The sequence below is a fragment of the Oceanococcus sp. HetDA_MAG_MS8 genome, assembly GCA_019192445.1.
Lineage (GTDB): Bacteria > Pseudomonadota > Gammaproteobacteria > Nevskiales > Oceanococcaceae > MS8.
On record JAHCMK010000001.1, the window covers coordinates 105,019 to 130,705 of the forward strand.

At 59.9% G+C, this 25,687-nt stretch carries 26 protein-coding genes; 7 read left to right on the top strand and 19 right to left on the bottom strand.

The genetic code is table 11. The annotated features are described in order from the left end of the window. Positions 1-20: 20 nt before the first annotated feature. The 8 genes from KI787_00455 to gloB form a co-directional block, all read right to left on the bottom strand. Positions 21-662, bottom strand: coding sequence for a MotA/TolQ/ExbB proton channel family protein (locus KI787_00455; GenBank protein ID MBV6628401.1), 642 nt, complete (start codon positions 660-662; stop codon positions 21-23). A gap of 17 nt (positions 663-679) precedes the next feature. Then, a complete protein-coding gene (locus KI787_00460; GenBank protein MBV6628402.1) occupies positions 680-976 on the bottom strand; it encodes a hypothetical protein in 297 nt (98 codons plus the stop codon). Positions 977-978: 2 nt separating this feature from the next. After that, positions 979-1,569, bottom strand: coding sequence for a tetratricopeptide repeat protein (locus KI787_00465; GenBank protein MBV6628403.1), 591 nt, complete (start codon positions 1,567-1,569; stop codon positions 979-981). Continuing rightward, a complete protein-coding gene (locus KI787_00470; protein MBV6628404.1) occupies positions 1,556-4,480 on the bottom strand; it encodes a tetratricopeptide repeat protein in 2,925 nt (974 codons plus the stop codon). Before KI787_00470 ends, KI787_00465 begins: the two co-directional genes overlap by 14 nt. Continuing rightward, positions 4,480-6,252: a hypothetical protein gene (locus KI787_00475; GenBank protein ID MBV6628405.1), complete on the bottom strand. Its 1,773-nt coding sequence runs from the start codon at positions 6,250-6,252 to the stop codon at positions 4,480-4,482. The genes KI787_00470 and KI787_00475 overlap by 1 nt, the downstream gene beginning before the upstream one ends. Then, complete coding sequence (locus tag KI787_00480; GenBank protein ID MBV6628406.1) at positions 6,252-6,794, bottom strand: hypothetical protein; 543 nt, start codon at positions 6,792-6,794, stop codon at positions 6,252-6,254. Before KI787_00480 ends, KI787_00475 begins: the two co-directional genes overlap by 1 nt. A gap of 75 nt (positions 6,795-6,869) precedes the next feature. Then, on the bottom strand, positions 6,870-8,312 hold the full coding sequence (locus tag KI787_00485) for a LysM peptidoglycan-binding domain-containing protein (GenBank protein ID MBV6628407.1): 1,443 nt from the start codon (positions 8,310-8,312) through the stop codon (positions 6,870-6,872). Beyond that, positions 8,312-9,073 (bottom strand): hydroxyacylglutathione hydrolase, encoded by a 762-nt coding sequence (gene gloB / locus KI787_00490; protein ID MBV6628408.1) that lies wholly within the window; start codon positions 9,071-9,073, stop codon positions 8,312-8,314. The genes KI787_00485 and gloB overlap by 1 nt, the downstream gene beginning before the upstream one ends. 91 nt (positions 9,074-9,164) lie before the next feature. Between gloB and KI787_00495 the strand changes: the two genes are divergently transcribed. Genes KI787_00495 through dnaQ form a run of 3 tightly spaced genes read left to right on the top strand, consistent with a single transcriptional unit; the run spans position 9,165 to position 11,027 of the window. Then, positions 9,165-9,884, top strand: a complete 720-nt coding sequence (locus tag KI787_00495; protein ID MBV6628409.1) for a methyltransferase domain-containing protein — start codon at positions 9,165-9,167, stop codon at positions 9,882-9,884. Beyond that, positions 9,881-10,327 (top strand): ribonuclease HI, encoded by a 447-nt coding sequence (gene rnhA / locus KI787_00500; protein ID MBV6628410.1) that lies wholly within the window; start codon positions 9,881-9,883, stop codon positions 10,325-10,327. The genes KI787_00495 and rnhA overlap by 4 nt, the downstream gene beginning before the upstream one ends. After that, the gene (gene dnaQ / locus KI787_00505) at positions 10,320-11,027 is read left to right on the top strand and encodes a DNA polymerase III subunit epsilon (protein MBV6628411.1); all 708 of its coding nucleotides are present in this window, start codon (positions 10,320-10,322) and stop codon (positions 11,025-11,027) included. Before rnhA ends, dnaQ begins: the two co-directional genes overlap by 8 nt. Before the next feature lie 31 nt (positions 11,028-11,058). Here dnaQ and KI787_00510 read toward each other — a convergent pair whose 3' ends face one another. From KI787_00510 to mutS, 11 genes are read right to left on the bottom strand one after another with little or no spacing between them, the layout of a single operon-like run. Next, positions 11,059-12,753, bottom strand: coding sequence for a Na(+)/H(+) antiporter subunit D (locus KI787_00510; GenBank protein ID MBV6628412.1), 1,695 nt, complete (start codon positions 12,751-12,753; stop codon positions 11,059-11,061). Next, entirely contained in the window at positions 12,746-12,982 is a 237-nt protein-coding gene (locus KI787_00515) for a hypothetical protein (protein MBV6628413.1), read from the bottom strand. The genes KI787_00510 and KI787_00515 overlap by 8 nt, the downstream gene beginning before the upstream one ends. After that, a complete protein-coding gene (locus tag KI787_00520) occupies positions 12,979-14,418 on the bottom strand; it encodes a monovalent cation/H+ antiporter subunit D family protein (GenBank protein ID MBV6628414.1) in 1,440 nt (479 codons plus the stop codon). Before KI787_00520 ends, KI787_00515 begins: the two co-directional genes overlap by 4 nt. Further along, positions 14,415-15,854, bottom strand: coding sequence for a hypothetical protein (locus KI787_00525; GenBank protein ID MBV6628415.1), 1,440 nt, complete (start codon positions 15,852-15,854; stop codon positions 14,415-14,417). The genes KI787_00520 and KI787_00525 overlap by 4 nt, the downstream gene beginning before the upstream one ends. Continuing rightward, entirely contained in the window at positions 15,847-16,203 is a 357-nt protein-coding gene (locus KI787_00530; protein ID MBV6628416.1) for a cation:proton antiporter subunit C, read from the bottom strand. The genes KI787_00525 and KI787_00530 overlap by 8 nt, the downstream gene beginning before the upstream one ends. Next, complete coding sequence (locus KI787_00535; protein ID MBV6628417.1) at positions 16,200-16,631, bottom strand: Na(+)/H(+) antiporter subunit B; 432 nt, start codon at positions 16,629-16,631, stop codon at positions 16,200-16,202. The genes KI787_00530 and KI787_00535 overlap by 4 nt, the downstream gene beginning before the upstream one ends. Beyond that, positions 16,618-17,196 (bottom strand): DUF4040 domain-containing protein, encoded by a 579-nt coding sequence (locus tag KI787_00540; protein ID MBV6628418.1) that lies wholly within the window; start codon positions 17,194-17,196, stop codon positions 16,618-16,620. The genes KI787_00535 and KI787_00540 overlap by 14 nt, the downstream gene beginning before the upstream one ends. Continuing rightward, positions 17,193-17,486 (bottom strand): monovalent cation/H(+) antiporter subunit G, encoded by a 294-nt coding sequence (gene mnhG / locus KI787_00545; protein ID MBV6628419.1) that lies wholly within the window; start codon positions 17,484-17,486, stop codon positions 17,193-17,195. The genes KI787_00540 and mnhG overlap by 4 nt, the downstream gene beginning before the upstream one ends. Next, positions 17,483-17,776: a cation:proton antiporter gene (locus KI787_00550; protein MBV6628420.1), complete on the bottom strand. Its 294-nt coding sequence runs from the start codon at positions 17,774-17,776 to the stop codon at positions 17,483-17,485. Before KI787_00550 ends, mnhG begins: the two co-directional genes overlap by 4 nt. Next, complete coding sequence (locus tag KI787_00555) at positions 17,769-18,254, bottom strand: Na+/H+ antiporter subunit E (GenBank protein MBV6628421.1); 486 nt, start codon at positions 18,252-18,254, stop codon at positions 17,769-17,771. The genes KI787_00550 and KI787_00555 overlap by 8 nt, the downstream gene beginning before the upstream one ends. Positions 18,255-18,311: 57 nt before the next feature. Next, positions 18,312-20,849 carry a DNA mismatch repair protein MutS gene (gene mutS / locus KI787_00560; protein ID MBV6628422.1) on the bottom strand — a complete coding sequence of 846 codons (2,538 nt, stop codon included), beginning with the start codon at positions 20,847-20,849 and terminating at the stop codon, positions 18,312-18,314. Between the two features lie 100 nt (positions 20,850-20,949). On the opposite strand from mutS, the gene KI787_00565 reads away from it, so the two are divergent. The 4 genes from KI787_00565 (at position 20,950) to alaS (ending at position 25,687) form a co-directional block, all read left to right on the top strand. Next, positions 20,950-21,441 carry a CinA family protein gene (locus tag KI787_00565; GenBank protein ID MBV6628423.1) on the top strand — a complete coding sequence of 164 codons (492 nt, stop codon included), beginning with the start codon at positions 20,950-20,952 and terminating at the stop codon, positions 21,439-21,441. Positions 21,442-21,469: 28 nt separating this feature from the next. Beyond that, positions 21,470-22,507 carry a recombinase RecA gene (gene recA / locus KI787_00570; protein MBV6628424.1) on the top strand — a complete coding sequence of 346 codons (1,038 nt, stop codon included), beginning with the start codon at positions 21,470-21,472 and terminating at the stop codon, positions 22,505-22,507. Positions 22,508-22,521: 14 nt separating this feature from the next. Further along, positions 22,522-22,953 (top strand): regulatory protein RecX, encoded by a 432-nt coding sequence (locus KI787_00575; GenBank protein ID MBV6628425.1) that lies wholly within the window; start codon positions 22,522-22,524, stop codon positions 22,951-22,953. A gap of 130 nt (positions 22,954-23,083) precedes the next feature. Next, positions 23,084-25,687, top strand: a complete 2,604-nt coding sequence (gene alaS / locus KI787_00580) for an alanine--tRNA ligase (protein ID MBV6628426.1) — start codon at positions 23,084-23,086, stop codon at positions 25,685-25,687.

The window sequence follows — 25,687 nt, forward strand, 5'->3', positions numbered from 1 at the left end:
GCGCGGACCAGCGACTCGGCTTAAGCGCCGGTGTCGTGGCGGGCAGTGAGATTCAGGAAACGCACCGTGGTCATTTCCAGAGCATCAACAACTTCTGTGGTGCGTGCTTGGATGTAAGCATGGGCCAACAACAAGGGGATGGCGCACATCAAGCCAAATGCCGTGGTGTTCATGGCCACCGAGATCGATGCGGAGAGCAGGTTCGCTTTCTCGGCGGGGTTCACATTCGCTACGGCGGTAAAGCCCTGGATCAAGCCAATAATGGTGCCGAGTAGGCCAAGCAGGGTGGCGATATTGGCGAACACGAAGATGAAGGGGGTGCGGCGTTCCATACGGGGAATCACCTCCATCATGGCCTCTTCCATGGCCATTTCCACATCTTGGCGCTCTGCTTGAGCGGCGCGTCGTTCCAAACCGAAACCAAGCACAGCAGCCAGGGGAGCGTGGGAGCTGTCTACGGCATCGCGAGCGGCTTTGATTTGATTGGTGGTGATGTCATGCGCAACTTCAGCCCAAAGCTGACGGTTGCCTTTTTCAGCGCGCCCCAAGAACAACAAGCGCTCGATGCTCATGGCTAAACCGAGCACCAAGATGACCACGATGGGGTACATGAACAGGCCGCCACTTTGAAAGAAACGGACAGCAATATCTACAAAATCCATAGGACTCACTTACTCAATCAGGGTCGCGTGGCCATCGCAGCTGCGAGGGCGTTGTAATACTCGATTTGCCGAGCAAAGACTTCCGGGTCCAGCAATTCCGGCTGTACATCTAGCTGTCGCGCTGGGCGATCAAACTCCGCTTCGGGGTTTGCGCTACGCCATGGCGAGATATACAGGCCGATAGGCAATTCTTGGTCCCCGGTGATACGGGTTTCCTGCAGGGTGGCATCTGCATTGCCCTGCTGGGCGTGAGCTGCAAATGATGCAACGCACAACGCCAATGTTACTGTGCTTTGACGCATTCTGCTGGGCATCTTCATGCTCCTTGATCCATTCGTCGTTGCAGGTCTGCAATCCAACCGCGGACCCGAGGATCCGCTTCGGGCTCTGGGGTGTACTGCAAATAGTTTTGGTAGGCGGTTAGGGCTGCTGACCATTCTCCCCGCCATATCTCAAGCAAAATGCCAAGGTTGAGCCAAGCGGGCGCGTATTCACCGTCGTTGGCCAGTGCAGTCTCATAGGCCTGCTGAGCGGCATCGATATCGTTGGCTTCGCGGGCCAATACACCTTGTAGATTCCAAGCAGGGGCCAGTGTGGCATCTCGTTGCAGGGCTTGTTGCAGATAATCACTACAGGCGCTGTAGTCCCCGCGCGCATGTGCGAGCAGGGCGAGGTTCAGCCAGGGCGTGGCATAGCGAGGATAGCTTTCTGCGAGTTGGGTAAACAAAGCGGCAGCACTATCGCGGTCGTCGGCTTGCACGGCGGCAACGGCTTGGTTATGCAATTGCTGCTGAGGGCTGGCAGGAGCCGCGGTACCACCGCCCCCGCTACTGGCGCAGCCCCCCAACACCAGCAAGCTCAGCAGCAACGCAGCCTTGGTTTGGCGGCCCCAATCAACGCAGTTCATCGTAAACCTCCTCGACGAGTTCGGTTTTGCCGAAGCGCGCCGGCAAAATTGTGCGGAGCTGAGCCAAGCTGCGCTGGATCCAGGTGTTGTCTATACCTTCAGCCAAGCGCGCAGCGTTAGCCTCATGCGCCTCTGCGGACAATTCCTCCAAGGGGAAGGCCTGCTCCTCAAGTAAGAGTGTGTACTGCTCGGCTTCGAGCATATCCAGTCCTGCCGGGGGGGGCAGGTCCATGAGCTCGCGGGCCAATTGGTAATACATTTCTCCAATTCTGAAGGTTGCCTGGGTGCTGCTATCGACAAAGCCGTAATCCAGAACGCCGCGATAGGCTCTCAAGGCCCGATCCATGGCCGCCTTTTTGCGGCTGAGTGTGCGGTCCAATGGCTGAGCCAGGCGCAGACGATTGAAGGATTGGAACTGATCCTCAGCCTTCTCCAGACTGGCATTCGCTGCGAGGAGGCGGACGGTATCGGCGCGTGGGCCGGGCTGTATTGTGCTGGCCAGAGAGATTGCGGCGTCCAGCCAATATCCGCGGTCGGGATTGCCCACTGCGGTCAGCTCCAGCATGCGCTCCAGGGCTTTGACTTGGCGCGAACCATTACTACTGCCGTGTTCGCGGAAATAGCGCCCATAAGTACTGCGCGCCGCGTCATTCACACTGTTCTTGTCGTACAGGGTTGCGGCCTGCCAGAGCGCATCCTTGCGTACGGTGGCGGCCAAAGTCGTGGTCGCTGCAATGCGCTCCAACTCGCGCGCTGCAGCCACTTCATCGCCAGTCTCAAGGTAGGCGGCCGCTAGGCGGCGCGTGGCCTCGAGTTGGAGCCGGTGTTGTGGATAGGCCTCACGAAACGCCAGTAGGGCCGTCACCGCTTGATCCCAGGCCTTGTCCTGAAGGTATGCGGCGGCGGCGTCGAAATCGGCATCGGCGGCCAGTGCTGATCCGGGCCAAGCCTGCTTAACCCGCTGAAAGGTTGCGGCCGCGAGTTGTAAATCGCCAGCTTCGCGGGCAGCCACAGCTTGTTTGTAAATGCTGTTGGCCTGCGCTTCCATCAAGGTGACGCGGCCTGGTGCTTCTGGGGGGAGCTCCGCCAGCCAGTCAGCAAAGGCTTGCTCGGCTTCGGCATAACGCTGCGCGTCGTAGTGGGCGTAAGCGATGATGCGCCAGTTGGTCAAACGCAGTTCGCTACTTGCCCGTGGTTCTAAGCTGAGCACACCACGCGCAATATTCATCGCTTCGTCGGCGCGATCAGCCTGGGCTAGCTCTTCAGCACTGCGTGTGAGCACCGCAGCGACTTGGGGATGCTCAGGAAAACGCGCTTGCAGATCCAAGCTGGCTTGCACTAAGTCATCCAAGCGCAGGTTGCGCTCTTCCACCGCGGCCTGCTCTAGCTGGCTGGTGCGCGCTAGTACCAAAGCGTAGGCGCTTTCCTCAGCACGTGGGTGAGTGGGGTGATTGCGTACGATGTAATCGAACTGTTGCGCGGCGGCGGCGACGGCATTGGCCGCGAAGAGGCTATCCGCCCAGTTGTAGCGAATTTCCGTGCGCTCAGGCGCATCAGGGAAATCCTGTACATAGGCTGCGAAATAATCAGCAGCCCGGCGGTAATCGCTGATGGCTGCAGCGCCAGAGCCGTTTTCTGCCAGCGCCTGATAGTGGCGACCAAGCTCGCGCGTGGTGTCAACCAAAACCGCGTACGCCTCCGCAGAGGATTCTGGCGTGTTTGCCGTCCAAAAGGGTTGATTCAGCGCGTAGGTTGCTACATAGCGTTCTTTGGCAATGATGACCTGTTGATCGAAGCCAGCCTTGTCGTAGAGGTCAACAACTTTGGCTGCGTACACCGGTGCCAAGGGGTGGTTAGGGCTGCGCTCGGCTAGGCCATAAAACGCCGCGGCTGCGTCGTTAATTCGCTCCTTGTCGATGAACAGTTCCGCCAAGTTGGCGTAGAGCACCGGTTCATAAGAGCGTGGCTCACGTTCACCCAAAAACTCGGTGAGGGCAGGGCCACCACCAATTTGGCTAAAGGCCAAAGCCACCACACGCAGGACGTCCCGGACCAATTCGCGTTGGGCCCTGGGAATCACCTCCAGAGTCGCCTCGAGGTTCTCTACAGCACCAACGGGAAGTTCACGGTCCAGAATGCTGACGAAGACTTCCAAAGACTCGCGGTAGCGATCCTGCTTGTAAAGCGACCAACCGTACTTGTACTGCGCCTGCTCGAAGAAGCTAGATCCGGCCGGCGACTGCATCACAGTGCGGTACTCCTCCCCAGCCTCTTCGTATTGCCGCGTCTTGAACAGCAGCTCGGCACGGCGGAAGTGCGCATCCAGATTCAGCCTGGAGCCTGGGAAATCGCGGGTCAGCTCGCCAAGAGTCTTGATCGCAAGCTCGAGTTCGCCCAGGTTTTGATAGGCCCGCGCTAACTGATAGAGGATACGGTCATTGTCCGGCGCGTTGGGGCGAGCATCTAAGAGGCCGTTGTAAAGGGACACGGCCTCCGACTGGCTCACCGCGCCAGAGGCTTCTAGCGTGGGATCGAGCTCACTGGCTTCCACTTGCAGGTCCGCCAGACGGCGCTGAGTTTCAAAGCGCAGCTGTTGATCGTTCGGAGCCAGCTCCAAAATTGCCCGGTATTGCTTCAATGCTTCAGTGACGCCGCGGTCAGCCTGTGGCGCATCAGCATCAAGCTCCGCGGGACGCTCTGGTGTGTCCAGGCTCAATTCCGGAAGGGCCTGTTCGGCTTCTTCGCGCGCGCTGACGACCTGTTCCTGCTGCGCCAGCAGATCACCGAGGCTAGGCGCCTCTTGTCGCATCAGGGTGTCGAGGTTTTCCTGGTCGGCAGCGTCGTATTGCGCGGCACAGCTGGCCAGCAAAAGGGCGGCGCAGGGCGCCCAGGTAGATATATGTCGACTCATCAGCGGTCTTCGCTATCGTTCGGGGCTTGGTCATACAACCGAGCCAAGGCAAAGCGGGCTTCAATTTGGTATTTGCGAATCGCCTTTTGTTGCTCGAGCAGGGTATTCAAGGCGATATCCTCTAGAAGTTGGCGCTGCGCAGGGAGGGCGGCCTCGACATCAGCAAGCAATGTTTGCGCCTCGTTCATCAGGGGCCGCGCTTCGGCCGAGACCGAGCCGGGTTCAACGCTGAGGTCGCGACTCAGGTCCAGCTGCCGTTTGGGATCGAAGCGGTATGTCCACTCCAGCAGCCCTTCTAAGGTTTCATTGCGCGGGAAGCGGTTCAGCTCCGTGGCAATCTGTAGTTGGGGTTCCAAGCCTGGGAATAAGGGTTCCCGATAACGCTGGCGCTCGCGGCGAATAAGCTCGGCCGCATCGCCGGCCGCCAACACGGCCTGCGGGCCACTTTCCAGGCTGCGAATATCGGCCTGTAGCCGCCGCGATAGCTGCCGCAGGTCTCGGTAGTTTTTCAGCGCCTCTTGGAAGAGCGTGGTTCCCAGTGTATTGGCCAGGTACCAAGTTTCATCGGCATCCGCAAGTTCGGTTGCCCGCCATTTCCAGCCTGAGTACTCATTGGGCCGGGAGCGAATCAGCGTCTCAAACATCCGCCCATTGCGGGTGGCTTCGATGGCAGATTCCAAGCGCTTAGATGCCAGCTCCAGTCGCGCTAGGCCCACGTTGTAGTAACGACGCGCGGCATCGTACTCCCCAAGCTGAGTCAGCGCCCACGGCAGCGCGACTTCAACTTCGAGGACCGCCGTGCGGCGGACATCACGCTGAGCCAATGTTTGCCAGGCACTGATCGCCCGGCGGTAACGCAGCGTGCCATCGTTCTTGTTTTCGCCGGTTTGCAGCATGCCTAGGCGGCGGCGCAGGTCTTCATCAACCTTGCCCGGGCGAAGGATGGTGCCGAGCACGCCGCCCACCGTATCTTGCGTGTCTTGCTCGCGCAGGCGAACACGGTTCGGGGCTACAGCACTTAGCTCAGCCCAGCCCAAGGCCAGCAGGGCCTCCTCTGAGAAGGGGCCGTCCACGCGAATGCGCTGTAGCACGGGCAGGGCTGCGGTCCCATTAGCTTCGCGCAAATAGTCATAAGCCAATGTGAGGTTGGCTTGATCACGCAGAGCATGTTCCAGGGGGTCGTTCGCAATCTCTCGGCCAATGTCGTCGAGCTTGCTGCGAGCTGAGCGAATGTCTCCAGCCGCAAACAGCGCCATGGCTAGATTGTATTTGCCGAAATTCGTGCGGCCTGCAACGCGGCGGTCGCTGAGCTTTGTGATGCTGTCTTGTAAGCGGCGCTGGCGCCCGGCAACCATGGCGCCGAGTAGCTCGCGCTCGTAGAAGCTGTAATTCCCCAGATCTTCTTCCATGGCTGCGAGCGTGGCCACGGCGGCATCGTCATAACCGCGTTCAAAGGCATAGCGTGCCAACTTGAGATACAGCTCGGACCGCTCTTCGCGGCTGAGTTCGTTTTGCGCAAGTAAACCCAAGAAGCGCTGCTCGGCCGCGTTGTAAAGCCCGTAGTTGAGGAGCTCATGAGCCGTGAACAAGGCGTGGTCAGTGCTGCCGATGCTTTGGGTCAACAACTCCAAAGCAGCGTCAAGGTGATTGCCGACCGTGTGCTGATAGAGGGCCTGGTTATGCCGGAAATCGCCTCGTCCGGGCTCATAGGCAAAGGTTGTGGTGGCTGCGATGCTCAGCGCACCGGCGAAGCAGAGTCGTAATGAGCGCATCAGCGAGACTCCCGTTCCAAAGCGTCCAGACCCACGCCGGAGCCGCCGGGCACGTCCTTGACCCGCAACTCCAAGGTTAGAGGTTGACGCGATTTCGTCAGGGTCATCGTGGCGCGATGATCGACCGGCTCGCCCTCAGCATTGCGGCCCTGTAAGTACACATCCAAAGCAAAGCGGCCAGGGCTCACATTTCCGTGGAACAGAGGTGCGACGCCGCCGATACGCATGGCATAAACCTGTTGGTCGTCAAACTCTTGACGCAGTAGGCGTTGACCCGCAGAGCTGAGTTCCAGGCTCTCTAAACTGAACCGACGCGCGGGACTGGTAAGGAAAATATCCAGACGCTGTTCGGGTGGATAGAAGTACTGGTTCTTATGATCCTGCACGGCTGCCAGAATATTGACGGCGCGCGTCTTAAGGTTTTGTACGGCGCTGTCGTTACGGCGCAACTCACGCAATAAATCGTCGGCATCGCGGGCAGGCTCCGCAGAAAGTCCAGGAGCAAGCCCGAAGGCAAGTAGTAAACAAGCAAGTCTTCGCATTATGGATGTCCAGCTCCCGGTTGGCCGGGTTGTGGTGCAGGGCATGGGCCGTGACCCAGTCAATAGCGCATAACTTTAGCAGCGCGGCTCACTTTCGAGCAGATCTGAGCTGCACAAGGCGCCTTCGCGAGGCGCAAAGACGATGAGCAGGTCATTAGCATGGAGTTTGGGATGGCCTAATTGGTTCCAGCGGCGCAATTCCCCGACACTCACCTGGTAGTTACTCGCGATGATGTCTAATGAATCTTGGGGTTGAACGCGGTGGAGTAGCGGCTCTCGCCCCGCGGGTGGAGCAATACGCAAGCGCTGTCCGGCATGCAGGGGCTCACCCGGACGCAAATTATTCCAACGGCGCAAATTAGCAACATCTTGGCCTTGGCGTCTGGAGACGTCCCATAAGGTATCGCCACTGCGCACCCAGTACCATTCCCGCGATTGCAGCTTACGTGGCTGTATACGCCGACGCTCGCGAACGGCCGCCAGCGTCGCCGGCGGCAGAGCTTGGCGACCGACTGGAATCCACAGCGCTTGCCCGACATAGATCTGGTTGTCGCTGAGGTCGTTAATATCGCGCAGAAGCGCAACGCTACTATCCCAGCGTTCCGCAAGCCGACCGAGCGAATCCCCAGCTTGCACTTCCCAGGCCAGCCACTGCGTGCGTTGCGCAGTAGGGATGTTGGCCAAAATTTGTTGGGCACCGTCGTGAATACGCCGCGGTAACAACACCTGACCGGGGCTGTTAGGCGGCATGCTCCAGCGCGACCAGTGAGGGTTGTAAGCGTAAAGTTCGGTGAGGCTCCAGCCCAGCCATTCGCTCATCGCATCCAAGTCCACAGGCCCAGGAGTGAGCACAGCGACGGGCGCGCGTTCAGGGGCAATCCACGGCAGGCGATCCATTGTGGCCAGTGCCCGGGCCAGTCCTAGCAAGCGCGGAACGTAGTCGCGACTTTCGCTGGGTAGCGGTAGATTCCAGTAGGCGGTTGATCGCCCGCTACGGCGGGCCTGGCGCAGCAGGCGGGCGAGGCGTGTCTGCCCGGTGTTGTAGGCGGCCAGTGTGAGCGGCCAGCTGCCAAAACGTTGATGCAGGGAATCTAAGTAATTCAAAGCCGCTGCTGTGGCCTTGAGCGGATGCTGGCGTTGATCTTCCCAGATTGTATGCTCCAGGCCATGCTCGCCAGCAGCGTCGCGTCGAAACTGCCACAGGCCCACTGCCGCTCGGTCGGAGCGCGCTTGGGTCTCAAGCTGCGATTCGATGACCGGCAGTAAAGCCAGCTCCGCAGGCCAACCGCGCTCTATAACGGCTTCGATGACCGGGAATAACCAGTGGCCACGCTCCTCAAATATGACGCGCAGTTGGGGCGCACGCGTGCGCCAATGGCCCTCCCAGCGCTCAATATCTGAGTGTTGGAGGTGATCCAGCCCGTAGTGGGCGAAGAGGCGTGGCCACAGCTCTTCGGCGATTGCAGCATGACTTAGCAGGCCGAGTAGCAACCCGACCAAAACTCTGCTGATTGCCATTAAAACTGATCTTTCCAGCGGCGAAGACTGGCAAAACACTGTTCGGGTGAGCCGCTGGGCCAGCCTTGCGCGCTGAGCGCGTCTTGCATGGATGCATCGGCGCAGCGAAGAAAGGGGTTAGTCTGCTGTTCCTCGGCAATGCTACTCGGCAGAGTGATGCGACCTTGCTTGCGGAGCTGGGTGACCTGTTCCACCCTGCTTAGCGTCGGTGCATGCTGCGGGCTCACCGCTTTTGCAAATTGGGCGTTGGCCAAGGTGTACTCGTGGGTGCAGTACACCGGAGTCGAGGCTGGAAGGGCACTGAGCTTGCTCAAAGACGCCCACATTTGCTCGGGGCTGCCCTCAAAGAGTCGGCCGCAGCCCATGGCAAAAAGAGTATCGCCACAAAACAAGGCTTGGGGATTGAAGTAGCAGATGTGATCCAGCGTGTGTCCTGGCGTTGCGATGACTCTGAAATCCCACGCTCCTACTTGCACAATCTCTTGATCATTGAGAGGGTGATCGAGGTCTTGAAATGGACTCTGGGCTGGGCCATAAACCACGGCGTCGGGTGCATGTTGGCGCAGCTTGGCAATACCTCCGACGTGGTCCGGATGATGATGGGTGACGAGGATGGCCGCGAGCGGGAGGCCCTGGTCCTGCATGTACTGCAATACTGGGCTCGCATCACCGGGGTCCACAACATACAAAGCCTGGTCGTGTTGCCAGGTCCAGATGTAGTTATCTTGAAAGGCCGGCAAGGCCGTGATGGTTGGTGTCATGTACAAACTACACAGCAAAATGGCGACAGCCTCAAGCTGGGGCAGGCATTGTGTGGCCTGTTCCCCCTCTCCATGCACAGGAGATTAAGACATGCGGCAAGGAATTAGCTTACAGGACTGGTTGCATACGCCTCGAGCTCAGCTCGCCATGCGTTGGGAGAAAGCCGTGCTAAGCCGCTTGTGGCCGCGATTCTACGGGCATAGTGCGCTGGCCATCGGCAGTTGGGGAGAACATCTGCCGGTGTTTCCGCCACGCTGGCGGGTTGAAGTGGTCGGGCATGAGCCGGGTTTGCATTGCGGGGCGCTCAGCGATCTGTGGGAGCTGCCACTGATGGACAGCAGCGCCGATTTGGCCATCTTGCGCCATAGTCTGGCCTTTGCCCGCTCACCTCATCGACTGCTCCGCGAGACGGATCGCATACTCTCCCAGCGGGGACAATTACTCATCCTGAACTTTTCGCCGTTTAGCTCCTGGGGGCTGGGTTCTAAATTGCCCCTGCGCGCCATGCAGTTGCCGCACAATATGCGGCTGCTGAGTGCGAATCGGTTGATCGACTGGTTGCACTTGTTGGATTTTCGTGTGGAGGACATGGGGCACTACGGACCGCGCACACCCTTGTGGGCGGAGCGACTTGGTGTGAATCGGCTGATTCAGCCTGGCTATTTCATCTTGGCCCGCAAGCAACGCTTGCCGGTACGGCCACTGCAGCAGGGTTGGCGCCAAGCGCAGCCCTTGTGGGGTGGCCAGGTTGCCATGGGACGTAGCCGTAGTAGTGCACGTGTCATCCCGTTTCCACAAAGGAATGCATGAAGCATCAGGTTGATATTTGGACGGATGGCGCCTGTTCCGGTAACCCAGGTCCTGGCGGCTGGGGCGCTATTTTGCGCATGGGCGAGCGGGAGCGTGAGCTTTTTGGTGGTGAGCCCAACACCACCAATAACCGGATGGAGTTGCAGGCGGCCATAGCGGCGCTACAAGCGCTCAAACAGGCCTGCAGGGTGCAGCTGCATACTGACTCCACCTATGTACAGCAAGGCATTTCCAGTTGGATTGCCAACTGGCGAAAGCGCAATTGGCGCACGGCGGCGGGCAAACCGGTGAAGAATCAGGATTTGTGGCAAGCCTTAGATGCGGCAGCACAGCGACACGAGGTGAGCTGGCACTGGGTCAAGGGTCACGCGGGTGATCCCATGAACGAGCGGGCTGACGCTCTGGCACGGCAAGGGGTCGAGCAGGTACGCGCACATGCTTAGAGAAATCGTCCTTGATACCGAGACCACGGGCCTAGAAGCGCGCAGCGACGAGATTATCGAAATTGGCTGCGTGGAGATATTCGACCGGCGCATTACCGGACGTCATTACCATCAGTACATCCGCCCCAATGTAGCCATAAGTGCCGGCGCGGAAGCGGTGCATGGCATCAGCAATGAAATGCTGGCGGATAAACCCCGCTTTGCCGATGTGGCCGATGCCTTTTTGGAGTTTGTGGCGGAGGCCCAGGTTGTTATTCATAACGCCGAGTTCGATAGCGGGTTTTTGAGCGAAGAGTTCCGCAGGATTGGCCGCGAGCAGCATTGGCCACCACCCGGTCCTATCGTGGATTCTTTACTGCTTGCTCGGCGTAAGCACCCAGGCCAGCGCAACTCCTTGGACGCTTTATGTAAGCGGTATGAGGTTGATAACTCTGGCCGGGACCTGCACGGCGCTTTGCTCGACTCCGAGCTGCTGGCCGAAGTGTACTTGCGCCTGACCGGCGGGCAGAACGAGATTCGCCTGGAGTCACAGCCGGTTCGCAGTGCCAGCGGGGCCGAACGCTCCCTGGCCAGTGTGCTCAGCGAGGCCGCTCGTCGCCCGCGCTTGGCGGAGGTGGATACCGATGCTGCGCAGGCGCATCAGGAATACATTGCGGCCATGCGTGAGGCCGGTGCCTGCCTCTGGCCGGAGTCTGGCTGAGGCTTCAGTCCTGGCCACCGAAAGGGAGGGGTTAAAGCAGCAAGGCGCCTACGACCGCAGCCAACAAGAGGAAGGTTGCGGCCATCACACCGACCGCTGGTGTGCCGCCCATCAAGCCTTTGTCGTTAGTGAGGTTACGCAGCTCGCGTAAGGCCAGGGCGGCGTAGTCGGCGCACCATGCGCCGGCTCGCTGACCCCAGCTGCTGAAGATGTTGTCCAGCCGCTGCGTGAGTTGCGGTGCCCAGCGCCGGTAAAGCACGTCGGAGTCCAGGTGCAATGCTCGGATTTCCGCAGGATATCGCCCGCTGCGGTAGAGCCACACAAAGGCCAGTCCAGCAAACAGCAGCAGCTGCATCTGAGTGACCACATGGTCGGCGGTGTAGGGGATGAATTTGTAGTCTTGCAAAGGCAGCAGGGCGTATAGCAAGGCTGGGGCAATGCCCACCACAATACATGCCAAGGCGGTGATGCCCATGGCAAGGAGCATAGGCCACGGCGCTTCCTGGACGCGGTGGCCTCCGTCATGCGCAAAGAAGGCAAAAAATGGCACTTTAATTCCTGAGTGATCAAGCACCCCTGCCGACGCAAACAGCAATATCAGCCAAACCAGCGGATGGCCCTCGTAGACGGCGGCCGCCAAAATCATGGATTTGGACACAAAACCCGAGAGCAGGGGCAGCGCCGAAATGGACATGGCGCCAATGATGCAAAAACGGGCGGTCCAGGGCATGCTGGAGTACAGGCCGCCCAGGTCCGTCGCTCGTGTGGTGCCCACGCGGTACAACACCGCGCCCATACTCATGAACAGCAAGGACTTGTAGAGGATGTGGCAAAAGGCGTGTGCGGCTGCCCCATCCAAGGCCAGCGGTGTGCCGATGCCGACGCCGACCACCATAAACCCCAGCTGGTTGTTCAAGCTGTAGGCCAACACCCGGCGTAGATCGTTCTCCAAAACCGCGAAGAAAATGGGGAACAAGGTCATCACGGCCCCAATGGGGATCAGGATGTCCGTGCCCGCATAGCTACGGATCAGTGCATAGATAGCCAGCTTGGTGGTGAAGGTGGACAGCAGCACCGTGCCGGCTGGCCCCGATCGTGGATAAGCGTCTTGTACCCAGTTATGCAGTAAAGGAAAGGCTGCCTTGATGCCAAAGGCCAGCAAGATCAGTAGCCCGCCAGGGCTGTCCAGGCCAAGGTGGTTGAAGCCCAAGTCCAATCCAGCCTGATGCCTGGCCAGCAAGCCAAAGAGTAGCAGTACGCCGGAAAGGATTTGGATGGCGAAATAGCGAATTAAGGCGCTTATCGACAGCCCATAGTCGGGGTGACGGTGCACTAACAAGGGCAACGACGCGAGTGCGGTGAACTCCCAGAACATGAACAGGCTGGGCAGGTCGGCGGCGAGGGTGGCGCCCACTGCAGAGCCGCAATAGGCCAAGCCGGCGGAGAATACCCGGCGATTATTCTCGGGCCAGGCGTAGAGCAGGCCCAGATTTCCGGCGATGAGAAAAATGGTGCCGAATATCAGCGCTAGTTTGTCGGCTCTATACCAGTCCCAGTTCAAAGCTCCTAGTTGCAAGGCGGTCGGGCCGTCAAGGCTCCACAGAGCGGCCAAGGCAAGAAGTGGGGCGGCGACCGCGAGCAGCCGGCCGAGGGCTAAGGGCAGCAGCCAAAGCATGCCGGCTGCCAGGTACAGCAACACGGCCGGGTGAAGTAGCCCCTCAATCACCGTAGTAGTCCTCTGAGCGTTTCAGCAAGGGGCGCAGCGCCTTGGCCCCGAGCACAATCACGCAATAGGCTCCAAAGCCCACCACGGCATAAAAGCCAGGCACTCCGGAAAAAGAAAACTCCACATGTCGATGGATGGCGAACTCGGCCAAGACGCTCAGCACCGCCAGTCCGAGCAGGACGCGGATCGCCAGCCGAATACCAGGGGAGGCGGGAGAGGGAGCGCTCATGGGGAAACTCCGGGCAGTGTGGCCATGACGGCAATGACCTGGCCTAGGCCAAAGAACCAGAACACGGATAGAGCCGCTGTAATGCACAGTGGAAGCACCATGCTCAGCGGGGCCTCAGCAATGGCTTTGCTTGCTGGCGGATGGCCTAAAAAGCCACGTAAGGGGATCGGCAGCAGGTAGGCAATATTGAGCATGGTACTAGCGGCTAGTACGGCCAATATGGCCCATTGCCCTGAGGCGATGGTGCCCAGGCTCAAATACCACTTCACCCACGAACCCGCGCCGGGCGGTAAGCCAATAATGGACAGGGCGGCAATGCCAAAGGCAGCAAAGGTGAAGGGCATTTTCCAGCCTAAGCCGTCCAGCTCCGACACATATTGCTTATGAGCGGCGGTGTATATGGCACCGGCGCAGAAGAATAAGGTGATCTTGCCGCAGGCATGCGCAAGGATCTGCAAGCTACCCGCTAGCAGGGCTTGTGGCATGAGCAGGCAAGCCGCCACGCTTACATAGGCCAGTTGACTCACCGTTGAGTACGCTAGTCGCTGCTTAATGTGGTCGGCTCGCCAGGCCTGTACCGAGGCTAGTACCAAACTGATAGCGGCCACCCAGAGCACGGGCTGGGCCGCTCCAGTGGACAGCAGCAGCTCAGGGCTGAACACATAGATGGTGACTTTCAGCACCACGAACACGCCAGCCTTAACCACCGCCACCGCGTGCAGCAGTGCACTCACGGGTGTCGGCGCCACCATCGCCGCCGGGAGCCAGCGATGAATGGGCATCAGGGCCGCTTTGCCAGTGCCGAACATAAAGGCGGCAAACAGAGCAGCCAGTGCCGTTGGTGATAGATCGACCTCCGTGAGTAATCCGCCTGCGGTGAAATCACTCCGCCCCGCTAACAACACGCTAATCACGATTGCCGGCAGTAAGAGGCCCAGAGAGGTGGCGAGCAAAAACCCTAAGTAGGTTCGTCCGCCCTGCAGCGCTTTGCCGTCGCGCTTATGGGTGACCAGTGGCCAAGTCGCCAAGGTGAGCCACTCATAGCCGACAAACAAGGTGATGAGATCACCGGCTAATGCGATGAGTTGGGCGCCGGCAATAGATGCTGCAAAGGCAGTGAAAAAGCTTTGCTGGAATTTCTCATTGTTGCCGCGCATGTAGCCGGCGGCATAAATGGTGGTGAGCGGCCAAAGGACGGCGGCCACGGTGCCAAAGAGCAAGCCCAGAGGCTCCAACTCCAGCCGCATACTGAGCCCTGGCAGCCAATCCAACAGAACCAGCGCCGCTGGGGGGCCTTGGACCCACCAATTCAGCCAGATTGCCGCGTTCAGCACGCCAACCATGACAGCCAAAAGCTCGCGTAGATTGGGGCGCGGGTTAAAGGCTGCAATCAGCAGAGCGAGAGCCGCAGGTAAGGCGATGGGCCACCAAATCATGGGTTGCCTCCGTAGCCAAAGACCGCTGCGGCGCGCATGCCTAGAGCGGCGACTTCACTATGGGTGCCTAACCAAAACATGGCGCTCAGGGCCAGCAACGGCGGAAGACTCTGGGCAAAGGTGATGCGCTGTAATGGGGTAGGGCCGGGGTCTGCCGCCAGCCACATGGGTTCGAGCATGCGTAAGCAGTAGATCACCGCCAATAATGAACTCAGGACTACCACGCCTAAGCCGAGTCCATGACCGGCGGCGTAACTTGCGCCAAGTAGTGCCCATTTGGCGCTAAAGCCGGCGGTGAGGGGTACGCCGAGTAAACCCAATATGAGTAATGTCAGCAGCAATGTGCGCCAGGGGTCACGGCCGCGTAAGCCCTCCAGGTCACGGCGACTGCCGGCAGGGCCCAGCGCTAAGAAAATACCGCCTTTGATACTGGCGTGGGCAAAAAGTTGGAGAAAGGCGGCGGTGACTCCGGCCGCCGTACCCAAGCTGAAGGCGAAAAGCACATAGGCCAGCTGCGACACGCTGGACCAGGCCAACAATCGCCGAATGTCGGTTTGGGTACAGGCGGATAAGGCCCCCCAGACAATGCCGACCAGAGATACCACACCCAGCACATCCAGCCCCAAGCTGCCCATATCGCCGACGATGAGGGTGAGCCTGATCAGCGCATAGATGGCAATTTTGGTGGCGCAGGCCGCCAAGAAGGCAGTGACCGGCCAAGGCGCGGCTGCATATACCGCCGGCAACCATTGGTGTAGGGGAAAGCTGGCGGCTTTGAGCGCAAAGCCCAGCATCAAGAGTACGGTGCCGGCCAGAGCCACGGCCGGAAAGGCCGTGTCATCGAGGCGCAGGTCTAAGTCGGCCATGTTCAGGCTGCCGGTGGCCTGCAGCCAAAAGCCAATACCCAGCAGCACGAAGCTGCCACCGAGTGTTCCCAAGATGAGGTACTGAAACGCGGCTAGGGCCGAGCCAGGGCGTGGGCCGGCTGCGACCAGCGCATAGGTGGTGAGTGAGGAGATTTCTAAGAAGACGAAGACATTAAAGGCGTCCCCAGTGCTCAGAATGCCATTCAAACCGGCCAGGCAGAGCAGGAACAGGGCATAGAACACAGCCTCTCGGCCAGCAAAGGGCCCTTGGAGAACACCGGGGCTGGCGGCAAACAACGACAGCGCCGCTGCGCCCCCGGTGAGCAGCAGCAAAGGCGTGTTGAATGCGTCCAATACAAATTCGATGCCCACCGGTGGCAGCCAGGCGCCGAAGTGGTAATGCTGGGCCTGGGTGGCTGTCAGTTCTAAGAGGGGGCCGGCCGTGAGTGCGCTACCGGCGGCAGCGAAGACGGCTAACAGCCAGCACATGGCGGGGTGGCGAATCAGTAAGAGCAAGGGGGCGCTGAGCATGGGCAGCAGCACGGGCACGATCAGCCAGGCGTTATTCATCGAATGGCCCATCCCGGATTTCGTCCTCCTCAATACTGCCCAGTTCTTCTTGCACCCTGACCACCAAGGCCAAGCCCACCGACAGCGTCGCTACTCCGACCACGATGGCGGTCAGAATCAGCACATGTGGTAGCGGGTGGCTGTAGCCGCTACCGCCCTCTTGCAGAATAGGGACACCGCCTGGAAAGAGCTTGCCCAGGGTGAGGTAGAACACGAAGATGGCCACCTGAAAAACCGACAAGCCCAGCAGTTTCTTCACCAGATTGTCCTGGGCGATGACCAAATACAGGCCGGTCACCAACACCACACCGAGCAGGGCATAAAGGCCTTGTGATGCCAGCGCTGTCATCGTGGAGGCCTGCGCTGGGCAAAGGTGTAGAACAGCAAAAGCATGGTCGAGGTCACGGTAAGGCCGACGCCAAATTCAATGAGTAACAAACCCAGATGTTGCCCATGGCTGGGGTGCGCAGGATCCAGGGCGTTGTAATCCAAGAAGGCCGCGCCGTTGATCAGCCCATAGAGTCCGGTGCCGGCGTAAATCAGAACCCCTAAGGGGGCCAGCCTGAGAAGTACCCGGCGCGGGACCACCTTGGCAGCAGCATCAATGCCAAACACCATGGCGTAGAGCACAATGCCGGCAGCGAAAATGACCCCCGCTTGGAAGCCGCCCCCGGGCCCATAATCACCGTGGAACTGCACATACAGTCCGAAAAGCAGAATGAGCGGTAAGAGTTGCTTGGTGATCACACGGATCACCACGGGACTACCCGTTCGCATCATCGCGCTCCGGTTCTAGGGGGCGGTCCCGGGTGGAGCCCAGCAGTAGGTAGACAGCTAACCCCGCAATGAAGATCACAAAGGCTTCGCCCAGGGTGTCGAAGCCCCGATAGCTGCCCAGCACCGCCGTGACCACATTGGGTATATGGATGGCCTCGGCAGTGAGCTGAAAGTAGTCCGCTGTGGCGGGATGTGTCTGCAGCGGGCTGTGTTCGTCCCCCAAGACCGGCATTTGCGGCACCAAACTGAGCCACAGCACAAAAAAGCCCAAGCAGGCCATGAAGGCGAGGCCCCGGCTGCGGCCGCGTGGCCCGCGCGTGCGAAAACGCAGCAGCGCCAGTGCGCCCAGCACCAAGGCGGTGGAAATACCAGCGCCGACGGCAGCCTCCGTAAAGGCCACATCGGCGGCATCGAGCACCATGAACAGTGAAGCGCCGAGGAGAGAGAAGGCGCCGGTGAGCATGGTGGCCGAGAACACGTCGCGGCTGCGGACAATGCGCACACCAATGACCAGCTGCAGAATCAGCAGGGCATAGAGCAGGACAGTGGTGGTCACAGTACTCATCGCTGCATGCTGGGCTTATGCCCGCCGTGGAGAGCCGCCTGCGCTAAGGCATGCGTCGCGGTGGGGCTGGAGAACACCAGGAATAGCAGCAAGAATGCAAGCTTGAGAAAAATGATCCAGGAACTGCTCAAAAAGCCCAGCCCCGCGATCACCAAGGCGGACCCTAGGGTGTCGATGAGGCTGGCTGCATGGGAGCGCGTATACAGATCATGAAAACGCAGCATGCCGACTGAGCCGATTAAGCACACGCCTACCCCCAGAAATATCAAGCCATAACCCAACCAGATCATGGGGACTCCTCTTGTGGGCCATCGTCATGGAGCCCGTAGCCCAAGTGGCGGTAATGAATGAACTTGAGTACCGCAATGGTGCCGATAAAGTTGATGAGGGCGTAAAGCAGGGCCACATCCAAGAAGTCTGGACGACCCGTGGCAAAACACAGCAGGGCAATGAAGAGCACTGTTTTGGTGCCGAGGGCATTGACGGCCAAGATGCGGTCATACACCGCTGGCCCGCGCCAAATGCGCACGACGACCAGGGCCATGCCTGTTACCACCGCGAGCAAGGCGCCTTCAAGCATCCTGATCTCCTGCGCGACCAGTATCAAAGCGCTGGACACGAGCTTGGAAGTCACCGCTATCCAGATCCTCGAGGAAGGGGGCGTGCAGGCTGTGCACTTCAATTTCTTCGTCGATCACGCACATACTCAAGGTGCCAGGCGTGAGGGTAATGCTGTTGGCTAAGGTGGCTTTGCCAACCGGGCTCAGGTCGCCAATGGGGATGCGGCGCACCACGGGCTGCTCGCCACCGCGCAGCACGAGAACGATGACGCGTAGCGCTGATTTGAGCACTTCAATAGCCAGCCAGAACCAGTAGCCCAGCGTGCGGGTGCTGAGTTGACTGGGGTGGCCTTCGGCATCAACCACGTCGGCACGCCGGGCGAGCACCCAGACCAGCAGCACGCTGGCGGCGCCTAAACCCAACAACAACCCGGTGAAATGACCGGATAAAGCCAGCCAAAAGCCGGCAAGCACTGCTGCAAAACTCACACTGCGCACGGCGTGTGGGTCTCCCTGGAAAGCAGCGTGCAAGTGTGTGCGCGGAAAATGACAGCGTCAACCGCGACTTCGGTCATAGAGATCCTTTAGCTCGTAGAGCAGGGCATGTGCCTCACGTGGGCTGAGTGTGTCCGGGTCAGCCTCGTCTAAGGCGACTTCCCATGCGCTGACCTCCTCGCTCACCATAGGTTCCGGAGGCGTTGCAAACAAATCTAACTGTGGTGTGGTGGTTTGCAGAGCGGTGTGCTCCAACATTTGCAGAATCTTGTTCGCGCGTTGGGTCACGCTGCGCGGAACCCCGGCCAGGCGGGCGACTTGTAAGCCATAGCTCTGATTGGCTGGTCCTTCGCGCAACTCATGCAGAAACACCAGGCGGTCCTTGTGCTCAATCGCCGCCAGATGCACATTCTTGGCGCCGTCTATGTCTTGAGCGAGCGCGGTGAGTTCGAAGTAATGCGTGGCAAACAGCGTGAAGCTGTGATTGTGCTGGAGCAGATGTTCGGCAGCGGCCCGCGCCAAAGACAAGCCGTCAAAAGTCGAGGTGCCGCGGCCAATCTCGTCCATGAGCACCAAGGATTGGGGGCCGGCATGGCGCAAAATTTCGGCAGTTTCCTGCATCTCCACCATAAATGTGGAGCGGCCTGAGGCCAGGTCATCACCGGCTCCAATTCTGGTGAAGATACGGTCGATAGGCCCGATCTGCGCCTGCTCTGCAGGAATCGGCGCGCCCATCCAGGCCAGGACACAGAGCAACGCAGTTTGCCGCATGACCGTTGATTTACCGCCCATGTTTGGCCCGGTGATCAACAACAGGCGCTGCTCTGTGTTCAGGCTCAGGCTATTCGGCACGAATGGCTCGCGCGAATGCGCCTCCACAATGGGATGGCGTCCTGCGCGAATGTGGATGCCGGGTTTGGAGTTGAGTTGTGGCCAGACCCAATCCGGGCGCTGGGCGAGTAAGGCCAAGCTCAGGCTGGCGTCCACATTGGCCACCACATCGGCGCTGGCGCGAAGCGCATCCCGCCAGCGTTGTAGCTCATCTAGTAATGTTTCATACAGCGCTAATTCCCGGCTCAGGGAGCGTTCGCGCGCCGACAGCACCTTGTCTTCGAAGCCTTTGAGCTCTTCGGTGATGTAGCGTTCTACGCCTTTGAGTGTTTGTCGGCGGGTGTAATGCGTTGGTGCTTGTTCAGCCCGATTGCGTGGTAGCTCGATGTAGTAGCCATGGACGCGGTTGTAGCCCACCTTGAGGTTGTCCAGGCCGGTCGCCGCCTTCTCACGTTCTTCAAACTCGGCCAGGAAGGTGGCTGTTTCACTGGCCAGAGCCCGCAGCTCGTCGAGCTCGTCGTCAAAACCAGTCGCGATGACGCCCCCATCACGCGCCAGCAAAGGGGGCTCTGCCACAACGGCCTGTTTGAGCCAGCTGGCCAGCTCCGGCAGCGCGTTCAACGCCTCGGCCTCGCTGTCCCAGAGTCCAGCTTGAAGAAGGATTTCGCGAATCGCGGGCAGCTGTTCTAAAGAGCGGGCCAAGGCGGCTAAGTCACGCGGCCGAGCCGAGCGCAGGGCGATACGTGTATTGACCCTTTCAATATCGCACAGTGGCTCCAGCAGCTCGTGTAGCCGCGTGGCATCGGGCTCTAAGGCTTGAATGCAGGCTTGGCGCTGATGCGCAGCGGTGGCGTCCGCCAGCGGACGCAGCAGCCATTCGCGCAGACGCCGAGCACCCATGGCGGTGGCGCAGTCATCAATCAGGTCGAAGAGGGCGGTGGTGTCTGGGCGGTCGGGTTGCCGCACCAGATCCAGGTTGCGCCGGCTGATGCGGTCGATAACCAAATGGCCGCTTACTGGGCGCGCGCGCATGCCATCAAGATGGGGCAGGTCATTGCGTTGGGTATCACGGGCGTAGCTGATGGCTGCTCCGCCGGCGCACAAAGCTTGGGGCATGCCATCACAGCCGAAGCCGCGAAAGTCCGTGGTGCCCAATTGATCACCGAGTACCTTGAGCGCGGCTTGCTCGGCGAAGTGCCAGTCAGGCCAGCTCCGCGGAGCCGGGCTTAAACCGGCCTCAACAAATCGCGCATGGGCGCCCTCTGCGCATAAACACTCTGCTGGCTGCGCCTCCATTACCATGCGCAATAGCTCGCCAACATCCGCGGTTTGCGCAAGCTCTAATTGGCCTGCGGCAAGGTCGAGCAGGGCCAGACCATAACCGGCTTTGTCGCAATGAATGACGGCCAGTGGGGCACTGGCGCGCGCGTCGAGTAAGGATTCATCGGTGAGTGTGCCGGGTGTGACCACCCGTACAACGCGCCGTTCCATGGGGCCTTTGGCTTGGGGGTCCCCGAATTGCTCGGCAATGGCCACACATTCCCCTTTGCGCACCAACCGACACAAATATTGCTCGCAGGCATGCACCGGTATGCCTGCCATCGGGACTTTTTGTCCGCCGCTTTCGCCACGGCTGGTCAGGGTAATATCGAGCAGCTCTGCGGCGCGCTTGGCGTCGTCGAAGAACAGCTCATAAAAATCCCCCATGCGGTAGAACAGCAAGCGCTGTGAATGCTCGGCCTTGAGTGCCAAGTACTGCGCGATCATGGGTGTGTGCTGCATGCCTAGATGTACTACTGCGCGGGGCGCGTGGAATGGCGGGCCACGTATCCTAATGAAAATCGCCGCCTCGAGAGTATGTACACAGGTGAGTAGTCCGTTAACAGACTGGCCCGGACTTGGCCAGCTATTGGTGCAGCGTCAGCAGCGCTTGGCCTTGGTAGAAGCGTCCTGCGGCGGCGCACTCAGCGCCCAGGCCACTGCCGCGCCCGGTGCATCGGCCTGGTTTGCCGGAAGTTTGATTCCTTATGCCGACTCCACCAAGCAAGCCTGGTTGGCGATCGATCCGCAGCGCATCATTGAACATGGTGCCGTGAGCGTAGAAGTGGCGCTGGATTTGGCGAAGCAAGCCTCACGATGGGCCGATTGGGCGGTGGCGGAAACGGGGATTTATGGCCCTGGTGGCGCGCGACCTGGCAAGCCAGTAGGTACGGTCTGTGTGGCGGTTCAGGGCCCAGAAGGCTGGAGCGATGCCCAGCGCTGGCAATTGTCCGGGAGTCGTGAGCAGATGCGTAGGCACATCTCAGACAAAGTCGTGGCATGGTTGCGGGCTCAACTTTTGAGCCAGGCTAGCCGCTAAAATGCCCAAACCAACTTCGAGGACCACCATGGACGACAACCGCAAGAAGGCGCTCGCAGCAGCGCTGCAACAAATTGAAAAGCAGTTTGGCCGAGGCTCGGTCATGCGCATGGGCGATGGCAGTGCCGTGCGCGATGTCGAGGCCATTTCAACCGGGTCTTTGCAGCTGGACGTGGCGCTGGGGATTGGCGGCTTGCCCAAAGGGCGTGTGGTCGAAATTTATGGGCCCGAGTCTTCGGGGAAAACCACCTTGACCTTGCAGGCCATTGCTCAGTCGCAAAAAGCTGGCGGTACCTGCGCCTTTATCGACGCCGAGCATGCTTTGGACCCAACCTACGCGGCCAAGCTGGGTGTGAATGTCGATGAACTGCTGGTCAGCCAACCGGATACAGGCGAACAAGCTCTAGAGATTGCGGACATGCTGGTGCGCAGTGGGGCTGTAGACTTGGTGGTGGTCGATTCCGTTGCAGCTTTGACGCCAAAGGCAGAAATCGAAGGCGAGATGGGCGATTCTCATGTGGGCCTACAAGCCCGGCTCATGAGCCAAGCGCTGCGTAAGCTCACCGGGAATATCAAGCGCACCAACACCTTAGTGATCTTCATTAACCAAATCCGGATGAAGATCGGTGTGATGTTTGGTAGTCCTGAGACCACCACCGGGGGTAACGCCCTGAAGTTTTACTCGTCCGTACGCCTGGATATTCGGCGCATCGGAGCCATTAAGAACCGCGACGAGGTTATCGGCAACGAAACCCGCGTGAAGGTGGTGAAGAACAAAATGGCACCGCCCTTCAAACAGTGTGAGTTTGAGATTCTGTACGGCGAAGGCATTTCCAAAGAGGGCGAGCTGCTGGATTTGGGGGTAGCTCACAATCTCGTGGACAAGGCTGGGGCTTGGTACAGCTACAACGGCGAGCGCATTGGCCAAGGGAAAGACAATGCCCGTCAGTTCTTGCGTGACAACCCGGAGACGGCCGCGACCTTGGATAAAATTTTGCGTGAGAAGCTGTTGCCGCGCGCCAAGGCCGGCGACGAGACAGCCAAGGAAGAGGCCGCTGAGGCTTAAGGCGCCTTATTGTCTTGCGGCCTAAAGAACTCACCATTGAGACAGCGCCAGCGGCCGTGCGCCGCTGGCTTTCTCGGCGGGACTACTCGCGCGCCGAGCTACAGCAAAGGCTAGAGCGACATGGCCTGGCGTCGGCGCAAGCGCGCGAGCTTGTGGACGAACTGGCGCAAACCATCTGGCAGTGCGATGAGCGCTACGCGCAGATGCGCGTTCGAAGCCGTGCTCGTGCCGGCTATGGGCCACGCTACATCGCGGCGGAGCTGCAGGGACACGGCATCGCCGGGGCGCAATTTGAACAGGCTTGTGTTGAAGCCGATGTGGATTGGCTGGAGGCTGGCCGTGAGGCCTTGCGGCGCTGCCGATCCAGCGAGCCCCACAAGCAGCGCCTGCATTTGCAGCGCAAAGGTTTTGAGGCTGAGCAGATTCGGGCGCTTATCGGTCGCTGACGGCGGCGCGAAGGGGCCCGCTCAAGAGTCCGTGTAGGCCGCGCAAAAGCAAAGAGGCTGTGCGCGTCGGCCTTAGGGCTTAAAATGCGCGGTTTCGTACCGTATTCACCCGCAGAACAGGCTGCGAGCCATGATCAGCACCAACGATATTCGCGCCAGCTTTCTTCGCTACTTCGCCGATCGCGATCACGCCATCGTGCCCTCATCGTCGCTGGTGCCGGGAAACGACCCCACGCTGCTGTTCACCAATGCGGGCATGGTGCCCTTTAAAGATGTGTTTCTGGGCACGGACAAACGCTCTTACACCCGAGCCACTAGTGCTCAGCGTTGTGTGCGCGCCGGCGGCAAGCACAACGACTTGGAGAACGTAGGTTTCACGGCGCGCCACCACACATTTTTTGAAATGTTGGGCAACTTCAGCTTTGGCGACTACTTCAAGCGTGAGGCCATCCAGCTGGCTTGGGGGTATCTGACTCAGGAGCTGCAATTGCCGGCGGAGAAGCTCTGGGTGACGGTATTTGAGGATGATGCAGAGGCCGAAGCCATTTGGCGTGATGAAATCGGGGTCGATCCGGCCCGTATGTCTCGCATTGGGGCCAAAGACAACTTCTGGCAGATGGGCGACACCGGCCCCTGCGGACCCTGCTCAGAAATCTTCTATGACCACGGTCCAGAAGTCGCTGGAGGGCCGCCGGGAACTCCGGAAGAAGACGGCGACCGCTACATCGAAATCTGGAACCTGGTCTTCATGCAATACGACCGGGCGGCAGATGGCACCCTGAACCCGCTGCCCAAGCCCTGTGTGGACACCGGGATGGGCTTAGAGCGCGTGGCCGCAGTTCTGCAGGGTGTGCACGACAACTACGACACCGACCAGTTTTTGGCCCTGTTGGGTGCAGCTCGGGATCTGCTTCCTGAGGCGGAAGCCGGTAGCCGTTCGCTGCGCGTGCTGGCGGACCACATTCGCTCCTGCGCCTTCTTAATTGCTGATGGTGTGTTGCCGGCGAATGACGGTCGAGGCTTTGTGCTTCGCCGTATTCTGCGCCGCGCCGTTCGCCATGGGCATCAATTGGGCGCACGCGAACCTTTCTTCCACAAGATGGTGCCCGCATTGGTCGAGCAAATGGGCACAGCCTATACAGAGCTCGCTGATAAGCAGGACTTCATCACACAGGTGATCTTGCAGGAAGAAGAGCGCTTCGCCGAGACCCTTGACCAAGGCGTGAAGCTGTTGGAAGCGGAGCTGGCCAAGACCGAATCGGTACTTGATGGAGCCACCGCATTCAAGCTCTATGACACCTACGGCTTCCCACTGGATTTGACGCAGGACGTGGCGCGCGACCGCGGCCTGGAGGTCGATGTGGCCGGCTTTGAGGTGGCCATGGAAGAGCAGCGTGCGCGGGCACGTGCAGCAAGCAACTTCAATATGGCGCAAGGCCTGGGTGAAGCGGCACGCCGGCAGACTCGTTTTGATGGTTACGACCGGCTGGATAACAATGCCCAGGTGTTGGCGCTGTGGCACGAACTAGAGTCGGCACAAACTCTGGCCATGGGTGAGCGGGGGGCCATTGTGCTCGACGCCACGCCCTTCTACGCCGAAGGCGGCGGCCAAGTGGGTGACACCGGCACCTTGCGTACAGAGCAAGGCTGCTTCGAGGTGGAGGACACGCGCAAAGATCCCGGCGGGGCCTTTGTGCATTTTGGCGTGGTGAGCGCCGGCGAAATCCATACTGGCGACGCGGTCACGGCCGCTGTGGATGGCCAGCGCAGAGCGGCCATCATTCGCAACCATTCGGCCACCCATTTGCTCCATGCGGTGTTGCGCGAGGTGCTCGGCGATCATGTTCAACAGAAGGGTTCCCTAGTGGATCCCAACCGACTGCGCTTTGACTTTGCGCATTTGCAGCCGGTGAGTCCGGACGAACTCCGTTTGATTGAAGATCGGGTGAATGCGGAAATTTTGGCGAACCACCCAGCATCAGCGCAGGAGATGACCTACCAAGACGCCTTGGACGCCGGCGCTATGGCCTTGTTTGGCGAAAAATACGGTGAGCATGTGCGCGTGATGCGTCTGGGTTCAGCATCCTGTGAGCTATGTGGTGGTACGCACGTTGGCGCCACTGGCGACATTGGCTTGTTCAAAATCATCTCCGAGGCGGGGGTTGCCTCGGGCGTGCGCCGTATTGAAGCCCTGACCGGCCAGGGCGCATTGCAGTGGGTGCGCGAGCGGTTGGATCTGCTCAATCGCAGCGCCGACGCGGCAAAGTCTGGAGTGGATGAGCTGCCTGAGCGCATCACAACCCTGCAGAGCCGTAGTCGCGAGCTGGAGAAAAAGCTAGAAAAAGCCGCTGCTGGCGACGCTGCCGACCTGGCCAAGCGCTGGGCAGAGCAGGCTCTGGACATCGGTGGCGTCAAGTTGGTTGTGCAACACGCTCCCAGCGGCGACGCCAAGGTGCTGCGCGAGATGGTCGATAACCTCAAGAACAGTCTGGGCTCCTGTGTGGTGCTGCTGGGCGGCGAGCGCGAGGGCAAAGTCAGTTTGATTGCGGGCGTGAGCAAAGACCAGACTGGTGTGGTGAAAGCTGGCGAGCTGGTGAACCAGGCCGCAGCTTTAGTCGGCGGGCGTGGCGGCGGTCGTCCGGACATGGCGCAGGCGGGAGGCAGTCAACCCCAAAACTTGCCGCAGGCCCTGCAAGCTGCACAAGACTGGGCGCAATCCCAGCTGGGGGGCTGA

Excerpts from the sequence above, each read along its gene's own strand:
- KI787_00470 (MBV6628404.1), bottom strand. The coding sequence starts at position 4,480 with ATGAGTCGACATATATCTACCTGGGCGCCCTGCGCCGCCCTTTTGCTG.
- KI787_00485 (MBV6628407.1), bottom strand. The coding sequence starts at position 8,312 with ATGGCAATCAGCAGAGTTTTGGTCGGGTTGCTACTCGGCCTGCTAAGT.
- KI787_00460 (MBV6628402.1), bottom strand. The coding sequence starts at position 976 with ATGCCCAGCAGAATGCGTCAAAGCACAGTAACATTGGCGTTGTGCGTT.
- KI787_00530 (MBV6628416.1), bottom strand. The coding sequence starts at position 16,203 with ATGACAGCGCTGGCATCACAAGGCCTTTATGCCCTGCTCGGTGTGGTG.
- dnaQ (MBV6628411.1), top strand. The coding sequence starts at position 10,320 with ATGCTTAGAGAAATCGTCCTTGATACCGAGACCACGGGCCTAGAAGCG.
- rnhA (MBV6628410.1), top strand. The coding sequence starts at position 9,881 with ATGAAGCATCAGGTTGATATTTGGACGGATGGCGCCTGTTCCGGTAAC.
- gloB (MBV6628408.1), bottom strand. The coding sequence starts at position 9,073 with ATGACACCAACCATCACGGCCTTGCCGGCCTTTCAAGATAACTACATC.
- mutS (MBV6628422.1), bottom strand. The coding sequence starts at position 20,849 with ATGATCGCGCAGTACTTGGCACTCAAGGCCGAGCATTCACAGCGCTTG.
- KI787_00515 (MBV6628413.1), bottom strand. The coding sequence starts at position 12,982 with ATGAGCGCTCCCTCTCCCGCCTCCCCTGGTATTCGGCTGGCGATCCGC.
- KI787_00475 (MBV6628405.1), bottom strand. The coding sequence starts at position 6,252 with ATGCGCTCATTACGACTCTGCTTCGCCGGTGCGCTGAGCATCGCAGCC.
- KI787_00455 (MBV6628401.1), bottom strand. The coding sequence starts at position 662 with ATGGATTTTGTAGATATTGCTGTCCGTTTCTTTCAAAGTGGCGGCCTG.
- recA (MBV6628424.1), top strand. The coding sequence starts at position 21,470 with ATGGACGACAACCGCAAGAAGGCGCTCGCAGCAGCGCTGCAACAAATT.
- mnhG (MBV6628419.1), bottom strand. The coding sequence starts at position 17,486 with ATGATCTGGTTGGGTTATGGCTTGATATTTCTGGGGGTAGGCGTGTGC.
- KI787_00535 (MBV6628417.1), bottom strand. The coding sequence starts at position 16,631 with ATGCGAACGGGTAGTCCCGTGGTGATCCGTGTGATCACCAAGCAACTC.
- KI787_00480 (MBV6628406.1), bottom strand. The coding sequence starts at position 6,794 with ATGCGAAGACTTGCTTGTTTACTACTTGCCTTCGGGCTTGCTCCTGGA.
- KI787_00465 (MBV6628403.1), bottom strand. The coding sequence starts at position 1,569 with ATGAACTGCGTTGATTGGGGCCGCCAAACCAAGGCTGCGTTGCTGCTG.
- KI787_00550 (MBV6628420.1), bottom strand. The coding sequence starts at position 17,776 with ATGCTTGAAGGCGCCTTGCTCGCGGTGGTAACAGGCATGGCCCTGGTC.
- KI787_00495 (MBV6628409.1), top strand. The coding sequence starts at position 9,165 with ATGCGGCAAGGAATTAGCTTACAGGACTGGTTGCATACGCCTCGAGCT.
- KI787_00525 (MBV6628415.1), bottom strand. The coding sequence starts at position 15,854 with ATGAATAACGCCTGGCTGATCGTGCCCGTGCTGCTGCCCATGCTCAGC.
- alaS (MBV6628426.1), top strand. The coding sequence starts at position 23,084 with ATGATCAGCACCAACGATATTCGCGCCAGCTTTCTTCGCTACTTCGCC.
- KI787_00520 (MBV6628414.1), bottom strand. The coding sequence starts at position 14,418 with ATGATTTGGTGGCCCATCGCCTTACCTGCGGCTCTCGCTCTGCTGATT.
- KI787_00540 (MBV6628418.1), bottom strand. The coding sequence starts at position 17,196 with ATGAGTACTGTGACCACCACTGTCCTGCTCTATGCCCTGCTGATTCTG.